This is a genomic window from Candidatus Zixiibacteriota bacterium (genome assembly GCA_029860345.1).
Lineage (GTDB): Bacteria > Zixibacteria > MSB-5A5 > GN15 > FEB-12 > JAJRTA01.
The window spans coordinates 294,063-315,143 of sequence record JAOUBJ010000001.1 but is presented as its reverse complement, the minus strand read 5'-3'; the positions used below and the strand labels follow the sequence as shown (position 1 = coordinate 315,143).

The window sequence follows — 21,081 nt, the reverse complement described above, 5'->3', positions numbered from 1 at the left end:
ATGAACCAGTCCTCCCAGCAACCCACGCTACCCGCGCGATCCGTCCTTGACAAAGTCATTGCCTATTGTCTGGACAACAAGCTGGTTGTTATCATGGTGGCCCTGGCCTTCATCGGATGGGGCCTCCTTTCGGCGCCGTTCGACTGGGAGATTGGCGGCTTGCCCCGCAACCCGGTGCCGGTCGATGCCATCCCCGACATCGGCGAAAACCAGCAGATTGTCTTTACACCTTGGATGGGTCGTTCGCCGCAGGACATCGAAGACCAGATCACTTATCCACTGACCGTTTCGTTGCTTGGTATCCCCGGTGTCAAAACAATCCGCAGCTATTCCTTCTTCGGCTTCTCGTCTGTCTATGTGATTTTCAAAGAGGATGTCGAGTTCTATTGGTCGCGGTCGCGTCTGTTGGAAAAACTGAACTCACTCCCGCCCGGTACCCTGCCACCCGGTGTACAGGCCACCATTGGTCCCGATGCTACGGCGCTGGGGCAAGTCTTTTGGTACACCCTCGAAGGTCGCGACCAAAAGGGCCGTCCCACCGGCGGCTGGGACCTGCACGAACTTCGGTCCATTCAGGACTGGACGGTGCGGTACGCTTTGCAGGCGGCCGATGGGGTGGCCGAGGTTGCATCGGTCGGCGGTTTCGTGCAGGAATACCAGATCGACGTCAATCCCGATGCTTTGCGAGCGCACGGCGTGACCCTGACCGAACTGTTCAGCGCCGTCAAGATGTCCAACGTCGATGTCGGCGCCCGGACGATTGAGATCAACGCGGTCGAATACGTGGTGCGCGGGATAGGCTTCATTGAGGACCTGGACGACATCGAAAACTCGGTCATCAAACAAGTATCATCAAGGCCGGTACGCATCAAAGATGTAGCCAACGTGTCACTGGGTCCGGCCATGCGACGCGGCGCCCTGGACAAAGGCGGCGCCGAGGCGGTCGGCGGTGTGGTGGTCGTGCGCTATGGTGAGAACCCGCTGGCTGCGATCAAGAATGTAAAAAAGAAGATTCTGGAAATATCCCCGGGACTGCCCAAGAAGACTCTTGAGGACGGCACCGTCTCGCAGATTAAGATCGTGCCGTTCTATGATCGCTCCGGCTTGATCTACGAGACCCTGGGGACACTCAACACCGCCCTGGTGGACGAGATTCTGGTGACTATCATAGTCGTCATAATAATGGTCATGCACCTGCGCAGCTCGCTCTTGATTTCAGGCATGCTGCCGCTGACCGTGCTGATGGTCTTCATCGCCATGAAACTGTTCAAGATCGACGCCAACATCGTAGCGCTGTCGGGGATAGCCATTGCCATTGGGACGATTGTCGACATGGGGGTAGTTGTGACCGAGAATGTCCTCAAGCATCTCGACGCCGCCCCACCGGGTGCTCGCTCGCGGGATGTTATCTTCCAGGGTGCGTCGGAAGTCGGCGGCGCCGTGCTTACGGCTATCGCCACCACGGTGGTATCCTTCTTGCCGGTCTTCACCATGGAAGCTGCCGAAGGTAAACTGTTCAAACCGCTGGCTTACACAAAGACGTTTGCTTTGTTGGCTTCGGTTGTGGTTGCCTTGACGATTATTCCACCTCTGGCGCACCTGTTGTTCAAACGCCGTCGGTGGGGATGGCTGACCAGGTTGTTACCATTGATTCTCTTGATCGCGGGTGTTACGGCATTGGTCTGGTCGATGTATCTGTCGGCTTTGGCTCTGTTGGTAGCAACCGCCTACTTTCAATTCAGAACGAAAATCCCAGAGCGGCTTCGTGAACGACTACCCCATTGGATCAACTACGTGATCGTCCTCATCGTAGCCGGTGTACTGGCCGGTCATTGGATGCCGCTGGGCCTGGAAGCCGGCAGCGTGACCAACTATCTGTTCGTAGTCGTATTGCTTGGCGGTATTCTCTTTCTGTTGTGGCTGCTGCAACACTTCTATGAACCGATCCTGAGATGGTGTCTTGATAACAAGCTGTTGTTTTTGGCCCTGCCAACGCTGCTTGTGTTCCTGGGTTTGTCGATCTGGCTTGGATTTGACCGTTTGTTCGGATTCATGCCGGACTTTGTCCGCTCAACGTCGGTTTATACCAGTGTCAACCACATGTTCCCCGGGCTGGGCAAGGAGTTCATGCCGGACCTTGACGAAGGTTCCTTCCTCTTCATGCCGACCACCATGCCCCACGCCTCGATTGGGGAAGCGATGGATGTCCTGCAACATCAGGACAAGGCGTTCGCCAATATTCCCGAGGTCGAATCGGTGGTGGGCAAGATTGGACGGGTCGAATCTCCTTTGGACCCGGCGCCGATCTCGATGGTCGAAACGGTTATCAACTACAAACCGGAGTATCGCCTTGATCAGGATGGGCGAGTGATCACCTTCAAGTACGACCACCAGACCGAGGCCTTTGTTCTTGATGATCTCGGTGAACCGATCCCGGACCCGGAAGGACGCCCATACCGTCAATGGCGCGACCATATCACTTCGCCGGATGACATCTGGAAAGAGCTGACCAGAGCGGCCCGGCTACCGGGGACCACCAATGCACCCAAGCTGCAACCTATCGCAGCGAGAATCGTGATGCTGCAATCCGGCATGCGGGCGCCCATGGGTGTCAAGGTCAAAGGACCCGATTTGGAAACAATCGAAAAGGTCGGCTACGACATCGAGCGATTGCTCAAAGAGGTGCCGTCGGTCGAACCTGACGCCGTTGTTGCCGATCGTATCGTGGGTAAGCCGTACCTTGAGATTGAGATCGACCGCGAGGCTATCGCACGCTACGGGATTCACATTCAGCGGGTGCAGAACATTATCGAAGTGGCGGTCGGCGGCAAACGTCTGACGACGACGGTCGAGGGTCGCGAACGCTACGCGGTGCGCGTGCGATATCAGCGTGAGTTGCGAAACAGTATTGAATCGCTCGAACAGATCCTGATAGGTGCGCCGGACGGCACACAAATCCCACTGAGAGAATTGGCGCAAATCACTTTCCGGCGCGGACCGATGGTCATCAAGTCCGAAGATACATTTCTCGTCGGCTATGTCATCTTCGACAAAAAGCCGGGTTATGGCGAAGTAGATGTGGTCGAAGCGGCTCGTGAGTATCTTGACGGCAAGATCACTTCCGGTGAATTGGAAATCCCGGCCGGAGTCAGTTTCGTTTTTGCCGGCAGCTATGAAAACCAGATTCGTTCGGAGAAGAAGCTCATGGTGGTGCTGCCGCTGGCCCTGATGCTGATCTTTCTGATTCTGTATTTTCAGTTCAAGAAAGTACCCACCACACTTTTGGTGTTTTCAGGTATCTTCGTGGCCTGGTCGGGTGGATTCCTGATGTTGTGGCTCTATGGTCAGGGTTGGTTCATGGACATCTCGCTGTTCGGAGTGGATCTCCGCGAGGTCTTCCAGGTGCGTTCATACAACCTGTCAGTCGCAGTTTGGGTGGGCTTCCTGGCCTTGTTTGGAATTGCTACCGACGACGGCGTGATAATATCGACCTACCTGGAGCAGGTGTTCGACAAGCGTCGTCCGGACAATGTACATGACATTCGAGAAGCGACCATCATAGCCGGCAAGCGACGTATCCGTCCCGCTCTGATGACGGCCGGCACGACCATACTGGCCCTTATCCCGGTGCTTACCTCGACCGGCAAGGGGGCCGATATCATGGTGCCCATGGCCATCCCGTCGTTCGGCGGTATGACTGTTGTGCTGGTCACGGTTTTCCTGGTGCCGGTCTTGTACTGCACGATGGCCGAGTTTCGGGTCAAGCGGCAGTCGTCTTAGAAGGCTCGTAACGTTCTCAGCGGTCGGCCATCCCTGATCTCCCGATAAAACGCGGCCCCTTCAGGTCGTCCCAACTTCGGGTTCCATCCTCGGTCGTTGCAAACATGGTGACATTTGAGTATCTTGAGTCAATGCCTAAGTTGCGCACCATTTCGATGGGCCTGGTGGTCGGGATCACTCTGTCTCTTGTTCCATTCGAAGCAGCCAAGTGTGTCGATCGATTGGAGATCGAAAGTCGAAGCGACCAGAATCGTTTGCCCTATCAGTTTGTTGTCGAACAGTCTAACGACTGGAGCGTGCGCAAGATACCTGTCGGCAATCAGATTCAGGTCCTTCATCCCCAGATGGGTTCGTCCGACACGGCCTGGTACATCCACGCCTTCAACAGCGACATTAATCGCGACAACCCGGCCGTTCTGAGCCTGGAAATGTATGCGCGCGGTCAGGTCGTGGACTGGAATCCTCTCTACCTGACCCTATCCAGTTTTGCATTGTACCGCGATGGCCGATCGGGTCAGGATGGTGTCGTTGCTGTGGGCCACCGCAACGATTCTTCTTTTGCGGCCATTACCTTGCTCGGCTCGGATCAGTACGACTTTGTGTTCCTGGCCACCGGGGAGGATCATTCCGGTAATGATCGATGGGAGGGCAACGTTGCCCCGCTGCTTAGTGAGGACTACGATTTCGATGGGCACGACGAAGTGTTTCTCTGGGTCGGTCCGGGGCGCGATCTCAGGCCGAGGGTTTTGGTCTGTCTCGAACCGGACACTCGAAGCATTGAGTGGTCGTTGCCGGTGGCCGGTGCAATCTCGTCTTCGAATCTCTATAGCTGCCGTGATTCTACAAACCCGGCCGTCATCTTCGCCACCTATAATTTCAAAAATGGTGTTGTCGATGATAACTTCGACGACAACTTTTGCTGGCTGGCCAAAGTTAACAATCGTGGTGAGATTCTTCATCGACGCATAATCTCCGAGGAGCACGGCGGCAAGGGCTTATGGCCAGGCGAGAGCGATGGGTTGTTCCAGGTGTTCCATGCCCTGCCGATGGTGGCGCCCGGCGACAGCGGCCATCTACCACCCCAGAAATATCAACTGTCCACAATTGATTCCGACTTTCGCGTGTTGGCGTCTGTCGATTTGGATGATCGAATTGTCAGCACCTGGTGGGACCCTTTTGACCAGGCCAAGGAGCGCCGCTACTACACTCTTTCCTCAGACGGGTTCGTGCGCATCTTCGACGGTTCACTCAACCTGCAGGCTGAGTCCGATGAGACGCTCTTGAGAAGCTTTGTCGACACTTTTCGATTGGCAGGCATGGACGAACCGGCGTATCTATTCCGCACCGGCAGCGGGCTGCAATTCCACTCCCGACAGTTCGAACACCTGGGGACCATCGAGGCCAGTTTCAGTCGGGTACAGTCTCTGGTAAAGGACGACCGCGGTAGTGTGACACACCTGGTCGCTACCGATTCGAATGTCAATCGTATCTACTCCGTCAGGCGGCTGGGGTTTTCTGATTTTGTTAGACTTCTCTTCTGGCAATACCAGAGCCAATTCCTGATCGCGCTAACACTCCTGGCCCTGGCCCTGTTCACCGTGAATATGTTCCGCCAGCGGGCGGTGCGTCGCCTCGCCCTCAGTGAAAGACGGTTGCACGATTTCTTCCAAACCAGCCAGGACGGCTTTTACCGATCGGACAATGAAGGACGATTCATCTGGGGATCACCGGCGGCGCTCAAAATTCTGGGCTATGACAGCGTCGAAGAAGTGAAAGGTACACGGATAGTTGATTACTATGTCGACCCAGCCAAGCGGCAGCTACTGATTGAACGAATCAAAAAAGACGGCCACGTATCCGATTATGAGGTGAAGCTTCGCAAGAAAGACGGTTCCATCGTGGTTATCAGCACCAGTTCGAGTTTCCATCGGGACAGTCGGGGCAGGATAGCAGGAGTGGAGGGAGTCATTCGTGATGTCACTGAACGAAGAGCCGCCGACAAGGCCCTGGTCGAGAGCGAAGAGAGATATCGAAGTCTGGTAGAAAGTGCAAGTGAGGCTATTTTCAGCCTGGACCGACAGGGGGAGTTTCTGTTCATGAACAGTATCGCCGCGGAACGGTTGGGGGGTATGCCGTCGGACTTCATCGGAAAAAAAATGTGGGATCTGTTTCCGAAGGAGCAGGCGGATTCACAAATGGCCAGTATTCTCGAAGTGCTTGACACTGGTGAAGGTCTTGTCAAGGAGACCGAGGTACAATTGCTCGGGAAACTGCACCGCTACATCACCGGTATCGAACCGGTCAAGGACACTACCGGTCGGGTGGTGGCCGCGACGGCATTTGCACGAGACATTTCAGAGTTGGCCCTTACCCGGCGGCAGTTGGAAACAGAAAAAGATTTCGTGCGTTCCCTTCTTGATACCGCCAACAGCCTGATCGTTTGCCTGGACAACGAGGCAAGGATCACCGTGTTCAACAAAGGCTGCGAGGAGGTCACTGGTTATTCGCGTGCTGAGGTTCTCGGCCTCAGGTGGCCTGAGACGTTCCTGCCGGATGAATCTCACCATGATGGCTTGGACGATTTCGTGAATTGGGTCAAGGAGCATCCTCAGGATACCTACGAAGGGCCGCTTAGGACCAAGTCCGGCGAGATCAGAACCATCCTGTGGTCAAACTCAGCGATGTTCAATGGTGCGGCCGACGAATTTGTAGCCATCGCCGTGGGTCAGGACATAACAGATAAGAAACAGGCCCAGGAGGCGCTCAAGGAGAGCGAGTTACGCTATGCGTCGCTCGTCGAATCGACTGATATAGGGATCGGGGTTGTCGACACTCAGACCCGTGAGTTTCTGTTTGTCAATAGCGGTATGTGTCGTCATCTCGGGTTCAGCCAGGAGGAGATTCTTAAAAAGAGCATTGAGACAATGCACCCGCCCGGTGCGGTGGAGGACGCTTTCAGGGCTTTTGAGGGGATCGTATCAGGCAGGATCAACATCTTTGCCGAGCTTCCGTTTCTGCACAAAGACGGCAGCCTGCGCTATTTCGATGTCACCGGCGTCATCCATGATTTTGATGGGCGAAACGCCGTGATCGGATATTTCAGGGATGTCACCGAACGCCGTCAGGGACAGCAGGCGCTCAGGGAGAGTGAGGATTTTAATCGTGCCGTTATCGAACGATCACCGGTTGGCGTGACGGTGCGCAACCGGGCGGGCAGGCTACTGACCTACAACGAAGCATGGCGTCGGATATGGCAAGTCACCGATCAAGACCTGCATGACTACACGACCCGAGAACGCCCGGAGCTCGTCTTCGATAAACGTGACAACTATCTGGGCGAGTGGAAAGACCAGGTCAGCCGGGTTTACGGTGAAGGCGGCTACCTGCATATCCCGGAAATCGAGGCTGAAGGCTCATCAAAGCACAAACACCTTTGGTTGTCGCAACACTTCTATGCGCTCAAAGATGTTACTGGCCAGGTTGACCGGGTGGTCGTTTTAACAGAGGATATTACCGAGCGCAAGCAAGCCGAAGAAGCGCTCAGGGAAAGTGAAGAGCGGTTTCGTACACTGGCTGAGGCGACGCCCATCTCGATGGTCGTCACCAACGCCGCCAACGGCACTATCCTCTATGCCAACCTGGCTGTTGCGGAGAGTCTTGGTTACAAACAGTCAGACCTCATCGGTATGAAAGCTGTTGACCTCTACCTGACACCGGCGGATCGCGCACAGGCGTTGGATATCCTCCGTGAAACCGGCCTGGTCAGGAACTTCGAAACGAGGGTCATCCGAGCGGATGGAAGTTACTTGTGGGGTCTACTCTCACTGAGTCCTATTACCTTTCACAGTGAACCGGCCTTCTTCGGGTCGCTGGTAGACATCACTGAGCGTCGCGAGGCTGAGCAACGGCTCAGAGAGGCCGAAGAAGCACGTTACAACCAGGTCAAGCAGATAGCAGGAGGCGTCGCACACGAGATTTACAATGCGCTCTTTCCGGCTACCAGCTGTCTGGCCAAACTGAGCGATCGGTTGCCGGACGGATCGACCGATGACATGCAACGAAATCGGCGATTGCTTCAGTTGACCGAAAGCGCCGTCGGGCGAGCTATCGAGATGACCGATCTGGTCACCAGGTATTCCCGGCTGGACAGTGAGCAGAAGACCGAACCGGTCGCCCTGCGGTCGCTTCTGGATGAGATTCTCGAAACCAACGCCGACCGTATCAACGACCTGGACATCGACGTCCATCTGGCCGTTGCCGAAGATGTAATCATCAGTTGCCGAACCGATCATCTGCACAGTTTGTTCTCCAACTTGCTGGTCAACGCACTGGATGCGCTCGAAGAAGTGACGGCTCGGCAAATCAGGGTGGTGGCGTCCGAGGAGAAGGGCGTCGTCCGAATCAGATTCATCGACACCGGACCGGGAATACCGTCCGAGCACCGACCGCGCATATTCGATCCTTTCTTCAGCACCAAACCCACACGGGGTACCGGGCTGGGCCTGGCCATCGTCAAAAGAATTGTAGAGTTGTACGGCGGGCGGATAGACCTGGAGCCGATGGTTGACAAGGGGTCCATATTCGTTATATTTCTGAAGTCAGCCCGGATAGACCCTTCATAAGGTGACATGTCAATGGCCAAGACAGGTAAAATACTGATCGTGGACGATGATCCATTGGTGCTTGAGGCCCTTCACCAGACATTCATGGATGACTACGAGATTGTCCTGGCCGCCTCGGGTATGGAAGCACTGCAGGCACTGGACAATCACGGCGATCTGGACACAGTGGTGCTTGATATCAAAATGGCCCGGATGGATGGTCTGGACACGGCCTGTCGAATTCGTGATATCAATCCCGAATTGCCGGTAATCTTTCACACCGGTTATCCCGGCGACTACTCAGAACGTGACATCGATTCCGATCACCAGCCGTTCGACTATGTCGGCAAGAACGAGCGTCCCGCTCGATTGCAGAGATCGGTGCGTAACGCAGTGTCTATGCACCGACTGAAATCCAACAGTTCCGACTTGGTGGAACTGGCGCGGCGACATTATGGCATGGTGGGACGGTCGCGCCTGATGCGCGACGTCTACCAGATGATTGAAAAAATCGGCCCCACCGACAACAAGGTGATGGTCCTGGGTCCCACCGGAACCGGCAAGGAGTTGGTCGCGCGTGCTATCCACCGCCGCAGTCAACGTTCGGAAATGACGCTGGCTGTCTTTAACTGCGATCACAAAGCGCCCGATCTGGTGGAAAGCGAACTGTTCGGTCATCTACGCGGTTCTTTCACCAGTGCGGTCGCCGATCGAGTGGGATTATTCCAACATGCCGACGGTGGCACCGTTTTTCTCGATGAAATCGGAAATCTCGACATCACTACCCAGGGCAAGCTGCTGCGTGTTCTTGAAACCGGCGAATTGCAGCCGATTGGTACACCGGAGACGGTTCGTGTCGATGTACGCTTGATTTGCGCCACCAATTGTGACCTTGAACAGATGGTCAAGGAAAAAGCTTTCCGTCAGGATCTGTACTACCGTCTCAAGGGAATCCGAATTGGTCTGCCGGCTCTGGCCGACCGTCGCGAGGACATTCCTGATCTGATTGATTTCTTCACGGAGAACTACTGCCGAAAGAAAGATGGTGGAATCAAAGTATTCGAGCCGAGCGCACGCGACTTGATGATCGAGTACGAATGGCCGGGAAACGTTCGTCAACTTCAGGACACGGTGCAGTCTCTGATTGACCTTTCGTTGTCACATCTCATCACACGAACAGAAGTTCAGGACTACCTCGTCTATGCCGGCGCCGGACCCAACGGTGCAGGCGGTCTTGCCACGCGAATGAGAGAGTTCAAACGTCTCGTCCTTATCCAAAGCCTGGCTCGCCACGGTGGAAATGTGAGCGCCGCGGCACGCGAATTGGATGTTGATCCATCGAATCTGCACAAGACGCTGCGAGATCTTGATATCGAAACTGGTTGAATTCACCCAGCCCGCGAAGCCTGTTTCTGGTGACTATTACCCATAGCGCTCTTGGCAAAGACCAACACCAACCCTATCTCTCTGTATATCAACAAGATAAGAATGTCGGCCTTACTCCAATAACGGGCATGGTTCTTGTTACCCACTGGGTAGAGGCAGAGGTGCTGCTGAGGAACGATCCCAACCGACCAGCCTCTATGTCGAAACTGGTGTGGAAGTGTTTCGTCGCTGATGATGCCTCCCGCTTGGAAGTGGCGAGGAGGACCTGCGGTCGCTAGCGAGACCGCAATATTACGCCGGGGGAACGTGCTGGTCAGCCCAGGGGAAGGGCTGACGAATGATGCCTGGTGGTGCGAGTGCTGGCACCGCTGGGTGTTTTTTTACGCCGGGCAAAAGAGCTGCTTGCCGGATGGCGTCCACTGCTGTATCCTCTTACTCCTAAGTCGATAGTTAATTCATGTCATGGCGGTCAGCGCAACTGATGAGCACACTCTGGCAAAAGCAATACGATTTGAGATTCGAGTGGGGGCTTGAGGGCTTGTTGCAGGTAGGCCCGTTGGTCGATGTTGTGGTAATCGTCGACGTGTTGTCGTTTTCGACAGCCGTCAGTGTGGCTGTCGCGCATGGGGCAAAAGTGTACCCGTTCACGATGCGGGACGACTCCGTGTCGACTTTCGCCGGGAAGCAAGGTGCGCGCCTGGCCGTTTCGCGAAGCCGGATGGACCGGAGGCACCCCTTTTCGCTCTCACCCAGGTCGCTTCAGCAAATCAGGTCGGGTGAGAGCATTGTTCTGCCCTCACCCAACGGCGCCACATTGTCCTTAAGCGCCGCGGAGCTATGTTCCCATGTCCTGTGCGGATGTTTGCGCAACGCTCAGGCTGTGGCTTCTCACGCCCAACAACTGGGACGGTCGGTGGCTCTGATTGCCGCGGGGGAGCTTTGGCCAACCGACTCAAAAGGTCGATCCATCGAGTCCCAACGATTGCTGCGTCCTGCTCTGGAGGATCTCATTGGCGCCGGGGCGATTCTCGATTCGATGACCGATGCGTCATTATCACCCGAGGCGTCGGCGGCCGTGGCCGTGTTCCGCGGCATGCGAACATCGCTGCTGGATAATCTGATCTCATGCGCTTCCGGGTGCGAATTGGTGGAAATGGGATTTGCAGAAGACGTTCGCGTGGCAGCTCAACTGAACGCCTGTACTGCCGTCCCGCAACTGATCGACGGCGCCTACCATGCCGTTTGAGTCCGGTCTTTTGATTTTGTGAAGTCCTTGCGAGCGATCCCCGCCGCAGGCGGGGCGGAGGAGCGCGGTAATCTCATACAGGTGGTGTTGGGCGACCCCGCCCGACACCATGCTTGTGGTTTATCACCTCATGGTGAGCGGAGTCGAACCATGAATCTAAACTCGTGGTGGCCGAGTCTTCAGACTCGGCTACAGGGTACCCCACCCAAAGCGTAGCGCCGGGTGGGGTCTCTAGGCACCGAGTAGTATCCCACCTGTCGCTTCGCTATAGGTGGGGTACCGTGCAGTCGTTTAGTCTTCGTCCTCTTCGTCACCTGATGGTAATAGGGGGCTGTCGTTCTTCTTGATTTCATGCAAGTAGACAATCATTGCAGCACCCAATATGAACAAGGAGTAAAGAAATGGAACCGTTTTCAAATGTCGGAGGGTCGTCAACCATCCAAAAACCTGAGGGACCCAATACAAAGGTAGTACACCTAGAACTGACAGAAGAAATGAAGTGAATACCAATTGCAGGAACTTACGAGAATTATCGTGAGCAAGGATTTTTGCATGCTTTTTGAATGTCACTACAACAAAAACCGCAATACCCAGAGTTAACAATGCCACAGTTGCTGCGTTCTTCTCAACAAAACCATATATGCCTACTTCTATTCCATATTCAGGGATTTCGGCTAACAGGGCCAAAACAATATTAATAAAGAAAACAACTATCCCTCCGCAAAACGGAAAATACAGCATGCGCTCTTTCTTAAACCAGGCATATCCGACCAGTAATCGCCACACGAATAACCAAATCACCAGGCCCACTACATAAATCCCGGTAGCGATGAACGTGAATGTGTTTGAGTTTTCCCACCACAGGGATATCTCTTGCATCATAACAAAGCCTTTCCTTTACGATCCCTAAGATCTCAAGACAAGATAGAATATTGCAAAGAACCAATTCATGCAATTGAAATATTGCGACGAACATGCTTACTCTTTCTAAATCTATTAACGACAGATCGGTGGTGCTCCGGTTTGACTTATGTCACATCGATCAGTCTCGGGACTTGTAGGAACTAGGAAGCACAAGAAAAAGGCCGCCTTCTCAGGCGGCCTTTGCTGTAAACCCACACTACCATCGGAAACTATTCAACGTAACGCATCTTGAACTCTTCGGCCGCTTTCATGCGCGCCGCCTTGACCTCGGCCGGCTCGTTGCCGGTGAACCATTTGTGTTCGTCCATTTCGAGCACTTCGGCGACGATCGCTTCAACTTCCTCGGCAGCTTTAGCCTTATCGCCACCTTCGGCTTTGGCGTGCTCAACGAGTTTTGCCACTTCTGGTAAGAACTCCATATAGAACCGGTCGGCCACTTCGTAAAAACCGTGCCACTGGGTGTAGTCCGGTGCGAACATAGCGGCTCCCATCCGTGCGCGACGTCCTTCATGGTGCCACAAGTAGAAGACGATCCACTCCAGTTCGTCATCAAAGGGAATGTCGTTGGTGAGGAAACCAGCCTCGCGGATTTTCTTGGCAATTCTGGACACCGGGATAGCGAACTTGTCGTTATACAGGTTTACCGCACCATCGTACTGGACATAGAAATTATCGATGTAATTCGATGTGTGACAGTTGGCGCAGACCTTCTTCATGTCACTGCGACGATCTTCCCACGACTTGGTTGGCTTTCCTTTGGCCTTGGCGGCGGCATCAATTTTCTGCGATACCAGCGGGCGGAGGGTCCAGCTAATCCGATCGCCGACATCATGTGTAAGCGGCAACTCGCTGGTGGCCGACATATGGCAGGTGGCGCAGGTCGGCGCAGCGGAGTAATCGATTCCAACCACCCACGATGCACTGTGAAGATTCATCCGATCTTTGTTGGCATAGTACGCGATACCGTGCTTGGACTCCTCGTAAATCTCCTTCTGCGGATGATCCGGTCCAAGGTGACACTTGCCGCAATTTTCCGGTTGGCGGGCCAGCGCCGCATCGAACGAATGCCGTGAATGGCAGGCGGCGCAAGAACCTTTGGAACCGTCCGGGTTGATACGACCCATCCCGGTGTTCGGCCAGGTGGCTGCGTCAAGGCTGCCGTCTTCGTTCACTTTGACAATCGAACCGTGACACTGCTTGCATCCGTTGACGGCCGCCATCGGGCCTTCGACCACTTCACCGAGCACGTTATCAAGCGATCCGAGAATCTTCCCGGCGTCGGCATGGTGCGACTTCTGAAACTCGTCGAACTCCTGCTTGTGACACTTGGAGCAATCAAGCGGCGAGACGATCACGGCGATGCTGTAGCCGTTGTGCTCGATAGCGTCGGCGTCACCTTCGGCCGCGGCGTGGCATTCATAACAACCTACGTCGGCGGCATAGTGGCGGCTATGGCGCCACTCTTTGGTCAGTCCCGGCATGTCGGACTCATGGCACTCGATACACGAAGCCGATTCCTCCGACAACGATGCCGGTACCGAGCGACCGCCCTGGGACCACACGGCTGCTGCTGCCAATAAGCCGAGTATAACAACGATACTGATGCGTTTCATTTGGTAACCCTTTCCTCTGCTGTGTAATTTGGTCGTTCCCTGTCTTGACTGTCTTCCTTTTTCCATCGTGCCGAACACGATTGCTTTGTCTGATCTCATTAACGACAGACCGACATCGATCCGGTTTGACTTAAGTCAAATCAACCCGACTCATAGATTAAAGAAAGAAAAAAACGCAAAAAAAAGGCCGCCCACGAATAAGGCGACCTTAGTTGTTCAGTTTCAAACGATCAGAAATTGACCGTGGTCATAGCGTAGAACCACATACCCGGGTCGGCGTCGGCCACACCGGAGGCGGCCATGGTGAAATCATCCTCGGCAAAGAAGAATGAAGCGCCGCCCTGAATGTTAAGTCCGTCAATCACGGTTGTGGCCAGGGTAGCATCCAGTTCGATCCCGGCCTTGTTGGAAACAACAGTGGAGCCGTCGCTCGCTGTGTACATGTAGTCCTTATTGGTCGAGTAAAAGTGTGCATCCAGCTTGGCTTTCCAGCCTGCATACGGCTCAGCCGCCGCGCGCACCACGATGTCGACCAGACCTGAGTTGGCATACGGTCTACCACTCTTGGCTCCGTCGGTGAAGTAGTCCATGAAGCCGTTAAACTTGTGCGCGGTCGCGTAGAGATTGTTGTATGCTTTGAACTTGTCGTCGGCAGCATCATCGTCGCCTGATGTATAGTCGATGCCTACAGCCAGCCTGCCCGGCCACGGAGCGTCGATTTTATAACCAGCCTCAAAGGCGAACATATAAGCAGCGATATCGATTTTGTCCCTGTTCCGGGCAAGTCCCACACCGAACGGATTGTAGAGACCGCGCGGTTGCTGACCCCACTGGTAGACGAAATTGCCCTCGAAGTCGAGCTTCAAGTCCGGATATTCCCGTTTGAAGTAGGTACCGGCATTGAGGCGGTCCAGACGGTTGATGCTGTACCAGTAACCGGTGGTGTCGGCATCGTACTCATAGAACCAGAACAGATCGACATTCGCTTCTTTGCAGGTTGCATACAGACCACCGATATCGAAATCGGCGTGGTAGTACTCGTTGTTCTTTTCGGTAGCTTTCAAGCCGAAGCCGGTGATCCGGTATTTTTCATGATCGTACCAGCCCATGCCGCCTTCCCATGCCCGGCCCACGTTGCTCCAGCCGACGGCGCCGAATACACGCTGGTTGCCGAAGTTCATTTCAAACCGGCCTGCTTTGAAACCCAAGCCATCGACCAATAACCGGTCGACCTGGAAGTAAGCTTGATGCACGTCGACATTCTTGCCGTCGTTCAACTGCCCAGACGCTCTGGTGCCGAACTGTGTGTTTCCACCCATCTGCCGGCTGTCCTGGAATTGGACGAAGACATGGGCATTGGCATCCACGGTTGCTTCGACTGCGACGCGGGTGCGCAGGTTGGCAAACGTGAGCCATGTTTTGGCGGTGTCAAAATCTCTCAAGTCGGCTTCTTCGCGAAGTCTGATTTGCCCAGAGAACTTAAGTTCGGTGTCGGCGCTCACGGGAACGGCTACCGCAAATAAGACGGCAAACAAAATCAATCCCTTAAAAATGCTCTTCACCTGTACTTCTCCTTATTCTGGCGTTTTATTCCTAATGACATACCTTACAGGCAGCTATACGACTACAAGACAGCACAACCGCCCGTCAAATCAGCCCCGATGATACGCTTTGGCCAAAACCGCCGCAAGCTAAAAAAGCGAATATTTTCCACTGTTCGTGGGCGGCAGACGCCCTCGTCTTCCCCTGCGACATCGTTTTATACTTGTGACGGTTGAGTCTTCAGACTCGACCGTTTGTGGGCAGGTGGCCCACAGCTTGCTGTGGGATTAGAAGTAGGGCGGGTCCGTCTTCGCCTGCGCGCCGCGGCGTGAACCCGCCGAATCCGTGGGCGGCAGACGCCCTCGTCTGCCCCAAAGAGAATAACACACCCCTGAATCCCCTCTCGAGAGGGGACGAAGAAAGTGGGAGGTCGAGACCCCTGCGCCGAAGGGCGAGAGTCACGGCTTGACCGTGTCACCCACGGCTTGACCGTGTCGTTCTGAGCGCAGTCGAAGGACGAGGTTTCGACATCCGTCGCTTGTATTTGAAGGCTCTATCACATCGAACTGTTGGATTAATGTCTGCAGATCTCTTGGGGAGTGGAGCAGGTACTGTCGCTTACTGTCTAGGCTTCTAAACTTTTCCCTCTCCATCGCGAGGGGAGGACGACGAGTCAACGGTATCTAGGCTAAAACGTACTGCAACCCTCCTGTAAAGGAGAGCGATGGCGATTAGAAGTATGAACGTGGACATGGAGAGTGCAAGCCATATGGACGGGACAAGCCCAAAGCCGTTGCCGAATCTATCTTCCGATCCAAGAACCACAACCTCCCAATCATCAGTCGGCGATCCCGGACCTGCAGCTGAGACTTCGACTAATCCCTCAATCGTGGGTGCAACCATCAACATAATCTCGAGGGAATCAGACGGTTCTATCAGCCAGTTTAATATCTCGATCGCACCCATCTCTGACAGCATTCTCGCAGACGTCATCCCCGTGTCTCGTTGCGGGATTGTGGCGCTGCGAAGAATACTTTCGACATTGCTTAGTTCAATTCGAAAAGGAACCTCGCCGTCACCGAGACTAATCGGCTGATCCGTGTTGTTGAGCAATTGTAGGATGAGTACGCCCTGGTCACGAACGCCAAATTCATTCAGTGAATAGTGCATCCATTCTGATCTTACAAGCAAGCCTCGACTATCCTGGTTCAGACCTAGCCAACCAAGTATGGCTGGTGCGCTACTTAGGAGGAACATCAGTGCCGTTGCAATTAGCACGTCAGGTACCAATGCTCGCAGACGTTTAATCAGCTTACCAAGTATACCGGGCTCAAGAACCGAGCTCATTTAACCTCTCTCCTGTCGCTCTGTCTTGGTTGGCAAACCAATGGTTAGTCCTGCCAATACCAACGTTACTGCGTAAATGATGATGGAACCCCAACCAACGAATCCCCTGTCGACAGCTTCAGACGCACCTACGAAAGTCGAAATATAAGCGTACCAGTAGGATGCAAGAAGAAGAGACAGCAGCGAAAGACCGCCGAGAATCAGTTTCCTCGTCAGATGGTTATTACCAAGCATGTAGTTCTCTCCGATTGCTACGGCAGCTAATGCTACGGAAAGTAGGAGCAGCTCCCCTCCGCTAATAGGTCCAAGAAACGATACTTCTTTACCGGTCGTCAATGCACTCATGTAGTGAAATACCAGAGGCGCCAGTGCGGCGATCACACTAAAAATCAGCCACTTGACCAGCTTGTTCACCCATGCACCTCAGGGCCTTCGCTCAACACTCGTTGACGTTTAATGACAATACTCACTCCAGTAGATGACTGTCTGCCGACCTTTAGGTGGTCCAGATTGACCTGGGGCCACGCTCCGTTCTTGGTTTGCAGTGATCGTCTCCTGCGCCTTCCAACCATAAGTATACCCCCACCGATCCACGTTGTCAAGAACCCTACCAACTCCATCCAAAACGCGGTGGCACGTTCTCTCATAAAGGACTATCCTATGAACACCTGCACAATACACACCGCCGCGCAGCATCCTTCGACTCCGCTCAGGATGTGGTTACCTGCGCACGAATCAATGGACCCGTTTATGGGCCACTCGATAATCACCATCGATCCCGTATCAATAATGCAGACACAAGCAAGGCAAAGCCATTTGTGCGGTGTTTGGGTGGATGGAGCAAACCTTGACTGAGAGCGGACTTGGTGCAGACGAGGACGTCTGCCGCCCACAGAAAACACTTTTTCCGGGAAACGAACCCATTTGCATGTCGCATTGCCCCACAACGTTGCGCTGGGTCCTTCTCGCCGAAGGCGGGTGAGACCCAGCGCGCTAACGACCAGCAGGGTCACACCTTCACCTACGGCAAAGCCGGGACCCTGCTGAACGGCTAAGAACTTTGTCAGGAGCACCGGGCTCCTGACCTACTGATACCGTGGCGCACGAGGATGTACACTACGCACAAACAGGATGACATGAGTAACGCGCGAAGCGCAAAAGAGTGATTTATCACCAATTCACTAGCCTTGACATCCACCACCCTTTCTGATTTATTCAGCCGAATTGTGAGACACAGAACATCAGTCCAAAGGAGATAAACATGGCCCGCTCACTTTGCCAAATAACAGACCTCACCACCGACGAACTGCACGAATTGTTCGATCTCTGCGCACAGATGAAAAACAAAAAAATCGCCCCCAAACCGTTCGAAGGCAAATCAGTCGCCTGCATCTTCACCAAGGCGTCGTTGAGAACCAGAGTATCGTTCGAAGTCGGCATCAACGAACTCGGCGGTCACGCCCTTTACATCACCGACAACGAGATCAAACTCGGTCAGCGCGAGTCGGTCGCCGACGCCGCTCGCGTCTTGTCACGATATGTTGCGACTATCATGATCCGGACGTTCAAACAATCGGATGTCGAGGAGTTGGCCAAACATGCCTCCGTGCCGATTGTCAACGGCCTGACCGATCTGGTCCACCCCTGTCAGATTCTGGGCGACTATTTCACCATGCTGGAGCATCTCGGCAAACGGGGTCGCTACAAAATCGCTTATGTCGGCGACGGCAACAATATTGTCAATAGCTGGCTTAACCTGGCTTGTCGCTTGCCCATCGACCTGCGGGTCGGGACCGCCGATGATTGCCATCCCGACCCGGAACTCCTGAAAAAGGCCCAAGCCGCCTCAGATAGCAAAATACTGATTACCGATGATCCTAAAGAAGCCGTTTCTGGTGCCGATGTAGTCTATACCGATGTTTGGGCCTCAATGGGGCAGAAACATCTGGTTGAAGAGAAAGAAGATAAGCTAAGGAAGTATCAGTTAAACGGTTCCCTGTTGGCGATTGCCGACCCAGGAGCGATTGTGTTGCACTGTTTACCGGCTGAAAGAAACAAGGAAATCACAGACGAAGTGATGGACGGACCGCAGTCGGTTGTTTTTGATCAGGCGGAAAACAGGCTTCATGTTCAAAAGGCTATCATGGCCTTTCTCCTGAAATAAGCAGACTCTCGCCGACACCTGTACGGGAACAACAGAAAGGAGACGGCCCATGCGTCTTGAAAACCGCGTTCTCGTATCAGGAATGACAATTCTGATCGGTGTCATGCTTCTCCTGGTCGCCGGCTGTGGCGACGATGAGACCAACACCCCCACCACAATCACCGGATCGATGGCCGATCACGAATTCTTGGCGGTGAAGACCCAGATGGATGACTTCGTCGATTCCACCATCGCCTTCTTTGAGAATGGTATCAACACTTTCCAGGGGATCTCAGACGGTGAAGACATCATCCCGCCGCAGTATGCAGTGAATCCGGAACAGCAGGACAGCTGGGACACTTCGTACACAAACGGCTGGCATGTCATCCAGATCGCCTACACCGAGAAGGACCAATTCGAGGATGGTGTCTGGCAGATGTCATTGGCCGACTCCATTCAGTACAAGAAGAACGGTGTCGCTCAGGAGAGTTGGGTAGATCATGACCAGTTGGTGTACAAGCATCACTGGACCTGGGATGTATTTGACACCACGGTCAACCACACCAACTTTGAAGGCAATGCCGACTTCACTTTCGCCGATCTGACCACAGGTCTGGCCACTGTTACCGGAAGCCGCGACTTTAACGCCAGCAACAAGATTGTCCACCTCGACTCAACGGTCTGGCGTGACTTTACCTTCACCGCCGACGTCAACAACGTCACGCTGAAGAACTCGGCTTTCACCGGCTGGAGCAACTGTCCCGTCGGCGGTTCGGTTTCGACGACGATTGAGATGGTCTACACCAAGGACGACGGCGATCCGGTCACCACTACCTGGAATGCCACCTTTACGTTCAACAACGGCACCATGACTGCTTCGGTCAGCAAAGGCAACACGGTATGGGGATACCACTCCGATATGTGTGATGTTCCTCAGTAGAATATTCCCAACTTTATTCTGCGAGCCCGGTCTTTTGGCCGGGCTTTTTTTGTTGGCCCGATAGGTTCGCCTGGTTAGAGTACTTGTGCTCGGTGAATCTTCAGATTCGCCGAGGGCATGGCCGAGTCTGAAGACTCGACCATCACAAGGAAGGTGGTTCCCGCGTAGCGGCGGGGCTTGTCTCCGCCGATCTCCGTCACCCCGAGGGCACTCGAGGGGCGACATATTTCTGGGGCGACACAAGGCCGCCCTCTACGCGATCCAGGTTTGTCGACACCCCTGCCCCGATGGGCATGAATGCCATTTATGGTCACGAAGTGAGGTTTCGACACGACGACTTGTGCGAAAGGACTATGTCTGAGTATGAAAGAAGTTGTCAAATACCCCCACTGTTTTGTCTGCGGTGATCTAAACGTTCACGGCCTCAAGGCCAAGTTTTTCTATGACGGCGAGAAAGCATACACTGAACTAACAGCCGACCAATCGTTCGAAGGCTATCGCGGCATCTACCACGGCGGTATCATTGCCACGCTTTTGGACGAAGTGATGATCAAGGCGGTTCTGGCCCAGCCGGTGGTTGCCGTCACAGTCGAACTTACGGTGCGCTATCTGGCCCCGGTAAACATCGGTGATCGGCTCATGTTCACCGGTCGAATCACCGGCTCGAAGGGCAGACTGTATTTGACCGAAGGGGAGGTGCGAGGCAATGACAACACGTTACGTGCGACCGCCCTCGGGAAGTACATTGAAGCAAGCAGCGATCTGAAAAAAACTCTCGAATCATCGATAGAGTGAAAGCTCTTTCATTACTTTGACCTTTCGGTGAAACTGTTTGCCGTCTCAGGCTTCGGCTCGTGAATTCCGGCAGAGTCCTAACTGAATGCATCGACCTGTTTTAGCCCATCTATCTGTTAGTTAACGGACGGCGGCATCGACGTTGCTATCTCAGTCGGTATGAAGGCAACCGATGGTGTAAAGTGCTTTATAGTCGGACTAAAACCGAAGAGTATCGACCCGGTCCTGACGGCTCACGGCGTGGTCGGCGGCTTGGTGGTGTTTTCCATCCCCGAATTGGGTATTCTCTTTCGCTGTAGGGCCGAGGGTGATCCTATCGACCTTGAGTTTGGCGCTCTCTTTGCATTGTTGAAGTTCATCAAGACCAAGCTGGCCGATCGCAAGATCAAGCATCTGCATATTTTCTCATCCAATCCGGAGTTTGTCTTCTCGTTCACAGGTAACTCCCGGCACCTCAAGCCGGAATCGGAACGCATGAAACTACTGGCCGGATTCAACCGTGAGTTTCAGATGGCTGTCAGTTTTGTCGACGCCATCAAGAATCAGGCTCTGGTCTCACCGGCCGACTATCCATCAATGCCCAAATCCAGTTCACTTGGCTTGAAGCCCGACCAACCTGAGAGTTCTCAGCCGCGTTTCGAGCCCCTCCGCAAGGGTATTAAATTATAGGGGCCATCAGGCCTGCCCCCCACCCTTTTTGCCTTGACAATTGCCCCAATCCGCGTAAGTTACTCCTGAAAACCGGCCGGGACACAAGCCCTTAT

13 protein-coding genes are annotated in these 21,081 nt (G+C 54.1%); 8 read left to right on the top strand and 5 right to left on the bottom strand.

From position 1 onward, the window contains the following. The 4 genes from OEV49_00975 (at position 1) to OEV49_00960 (ending at position 11,013) form a co-directional block, all read left to right on the top strand. Positions 1 to 3,780, top strand: a complete 3,780-nt coding sequence (locus OEV49_00975; GenBank protein ID MDH3889628.1) for an efflux RND transporter permease subunit — start codon at positions 1 to 3, stop codon at positions 3,778 to 3,780. 131 nt (positions 3,781 to 3,911) lie between these two features. Beyond that, positions 3,912 to 8,402 (top strand): PAS domain S-box protein, encoded by a 4,491-nt coding sequence (locus OEV49_00970; protein MDH3889627.1) that lies wholly within the window; start codon positions 3,912 to 3,914, stop codon positions 8,400 to 8,402. A gap of 12 nt (positions 8,403 to 8,414) precedes the next feature. Next, positions 8,415 to 9,767 (top strand): sigma-54 dependent transcriptional regulator, encoded by a 1,353-nt coding sequence (locus OEV49_00965; protein MDH3889626.1) that lies wholly within the window; start codon positions 8,415 to 8,417, stop codon positions 9,765 to 9,767. 481 nt (positions 9,768 to 10,248) lie between these two features. Continuing rightward, positions 10,249 to 11,013, top strand: coding sequence for a 2-phosphosulfolactate phosphatase (locus OEV49_00960; protein ID MDH3889625.1), 765 nt, complete (start codon positions 10,249 to 10,251; stop codon positions 11,011 to 11,013). Positions 11,014 to 11,304: 291 nt separating this feature from the next. On the opposite strand, the gene OEV49_00955 is transcribed toward OEV49_00960, so the two are convergent. The 5 genes from OEV49_00955 to OEV49_00935 all read right to left on the bottom strand — a co-directional run bounded on the left by OEV49_00955 (position 11,305) and on the right by OEV49_00935 (position 16,853). Next, positions 11,305 to 11,895, bottom strand: coding sequence for a hypothetical protein (locus OEV49_00955; GenBank protein ID MDH3889624.1), 591 nt, complete (start codon positions 11,893 to 11,895; stop codon positions 11,305 to 11,307). 251 nt (positions 11,896 to 12,146) lie between these two features. After that, complete coding sequence (locus tag OEV49_00950; GenBank protein ID MDH3889623.1) at positions 12,147 to 13,550, bottom strand: multiheme c-type cytochrome; 1,404 nt, start codon at positions 13,548 to 13,550, stop codon at positions 12,147 to 12,149. Positions 13,551 to 13,780: 230 nt separating this feature from the next. Beyond that, positions 13,781 to 15,112 (bottom strand): alginate export family protein, encoded by a 1,332-nt coding sequence (locus OEV49_00945; protein ID MDH3889622.1) that lies wholly within the window; start codon positions 15,110 to 15,112, stop codon positions 13,781 to 13,783. Positions 15,113 to 15,725: 613 nt separating this feature from the next. Continuing rightward, positions 15,726 to 16,439: a hypothetical protein gene (locus OEV49_00940; GenBank protein MDH3889621.1), complete on the bottom strand. Its 714-nt coding sequence runs from the start codon at positions 16,437 to 16,439 to the stop codon at positions 15,726 to 15,728. Beyond that, entirely contained in the window at positions 16,440 to 16,853 is a 414-nt protein-coding gene (locus OEV49_00935) for a hypothetical protein (protein ID MDH3889620.1), read from the bottom strand. Positions 16,854 to 17,700: 847 nt separating this feature from the next. Here OEV49_00935 and argF point away from each other — a divergent pair. From argF to OEV49_00915, 4 genes are all read left to right on the top strand, one after another. Continuing rightward, a complete protein-coding gene (argF, locus tag OEV49_00930; GenBank protein ID MDH3889619.1) occupies positions 17,701 to 18,603 on the top strand; it encodes an ornithine carbamoyltransferase in 903 nt (300 codons plus the stop codon). Between the two features lie 49 nt (positions 18,604 to 18,652). Further along, positions 18,653 to 19,522 carry a hypothetical protein gene (locus OEV49_00925; protein MDH3889618.1) on the top strand — a complete coding sequence of 290 codons (870 nt, stop codon included), beginning with the start codon at positions 18,653 to 18,655 and terminating at the stop codon, positions 19,520 to 19,522. 363 nt (positions 19,523 to 19,885) lie between these two features. Next, a complete protein-coding gene (locus tag OEV49_00920) occupies positions 19,886 to 20,317 on the top strand; it encodes a PaaI family thioesterase (protein ID MDH3889617.1) in 432 nt (143 codons plus the stop codon). 159 nt (positions 20,318 to 20,476) lie between these two features. Then, positions 20,477 to 20,986 (top strand): hypothetical protein, encoded by a 510-nt coding sequence (locus OEV49_00915; protein ID MDH3889616.1) that lies wholly within the window; start codon positions 20,477 to 20,479, stop codon positions 20,984 to 20,986. Positions 20,987 to 21,081 lie beyond the last annotated feature (95 nt).

What these genes read in the sequence shown, in the direction of transcription:
- OEV49_00950 (MDH3889623.1), bottom strand. Translation starts at nt 13,550, where the DNA reads ATGAAACGCATCAGTATCGTTGTTATACTCGGCTTATTGGCAGCAGCA.
- OEV49_00940 (MDH3889621.1), bottom strand. Translation starts at nt 16,439, where the DNA reads ATGAGCTCGGTTCTTGAGCCCGGTATACTTGGTAAGCTGATTAAACGT.
- OEV49_00975 (MDH3889628.1), top strand. Translation starts at nt 1, where the DNA reads ATGAACCAGTCCTCCCAGCAACCCACGCTACCCGCGCGATCCGTCCTT.
- OEV49_00925 (MDH3889618.1), top strand. Translation starts at nt 18,653, where the DNA reads ATGCGTCTTGAAAACCGCGTTCTCGTATCAGGAATGACAATTCTGATC.
- OEV49_00960 (MDH3889625.1), top strand. Translation starts at nt 10,249, where the DNA reads ATGAGCACACTCTGGCAAAAGCAATACGATTTGAGATTCGAGTGGGGG.
- OEV49_00915 (MDH3889616.1), top strand. Translation starts at nt 20,477, where the DNA reads ATGAAGGCAACCGATGGTGTAAAGTGCTTTATAGTCGGACTAAAACCG.
- OEV49_00955 (MDH3889624.1), bottom strand. Translation starts at nt 11,895, where the DNA reads ATGATGCAAGAGATATCCCTGTGGTGGGAAAACTCAAACACATTCACG.
- argF (MDH3889619.1), top strand. Translation starts at nt 17,701, where the DNA reads ATGGCCCGCTCACTTTGCCAAATAACAGACCTCACCACCGACGAACTG.
- OEV49_00920 (MDH3889617.1), top strand. Translation starts at nt 19,886, where the DNA reads ATGAAAGAAGTTGTCAAATACCCCCACTGTTTTGTCTGCGGTGATCTA.
- OEV49_00970 (MDH3889627.1), top strand. Translation starts at nt 3,912, where the DNA reads ATGCCTAAGTTGCGCACCATTTCGATGGGCCTGGTGGTCGGGATCACT.
- OEV49_00965 (MDH3889626.1), top strand. Translation starts at nt 8,415, where the DNA reads ATGGCCAAGACAGGTAAAATACTGATCGTGGACGATGATCCATTGGTG.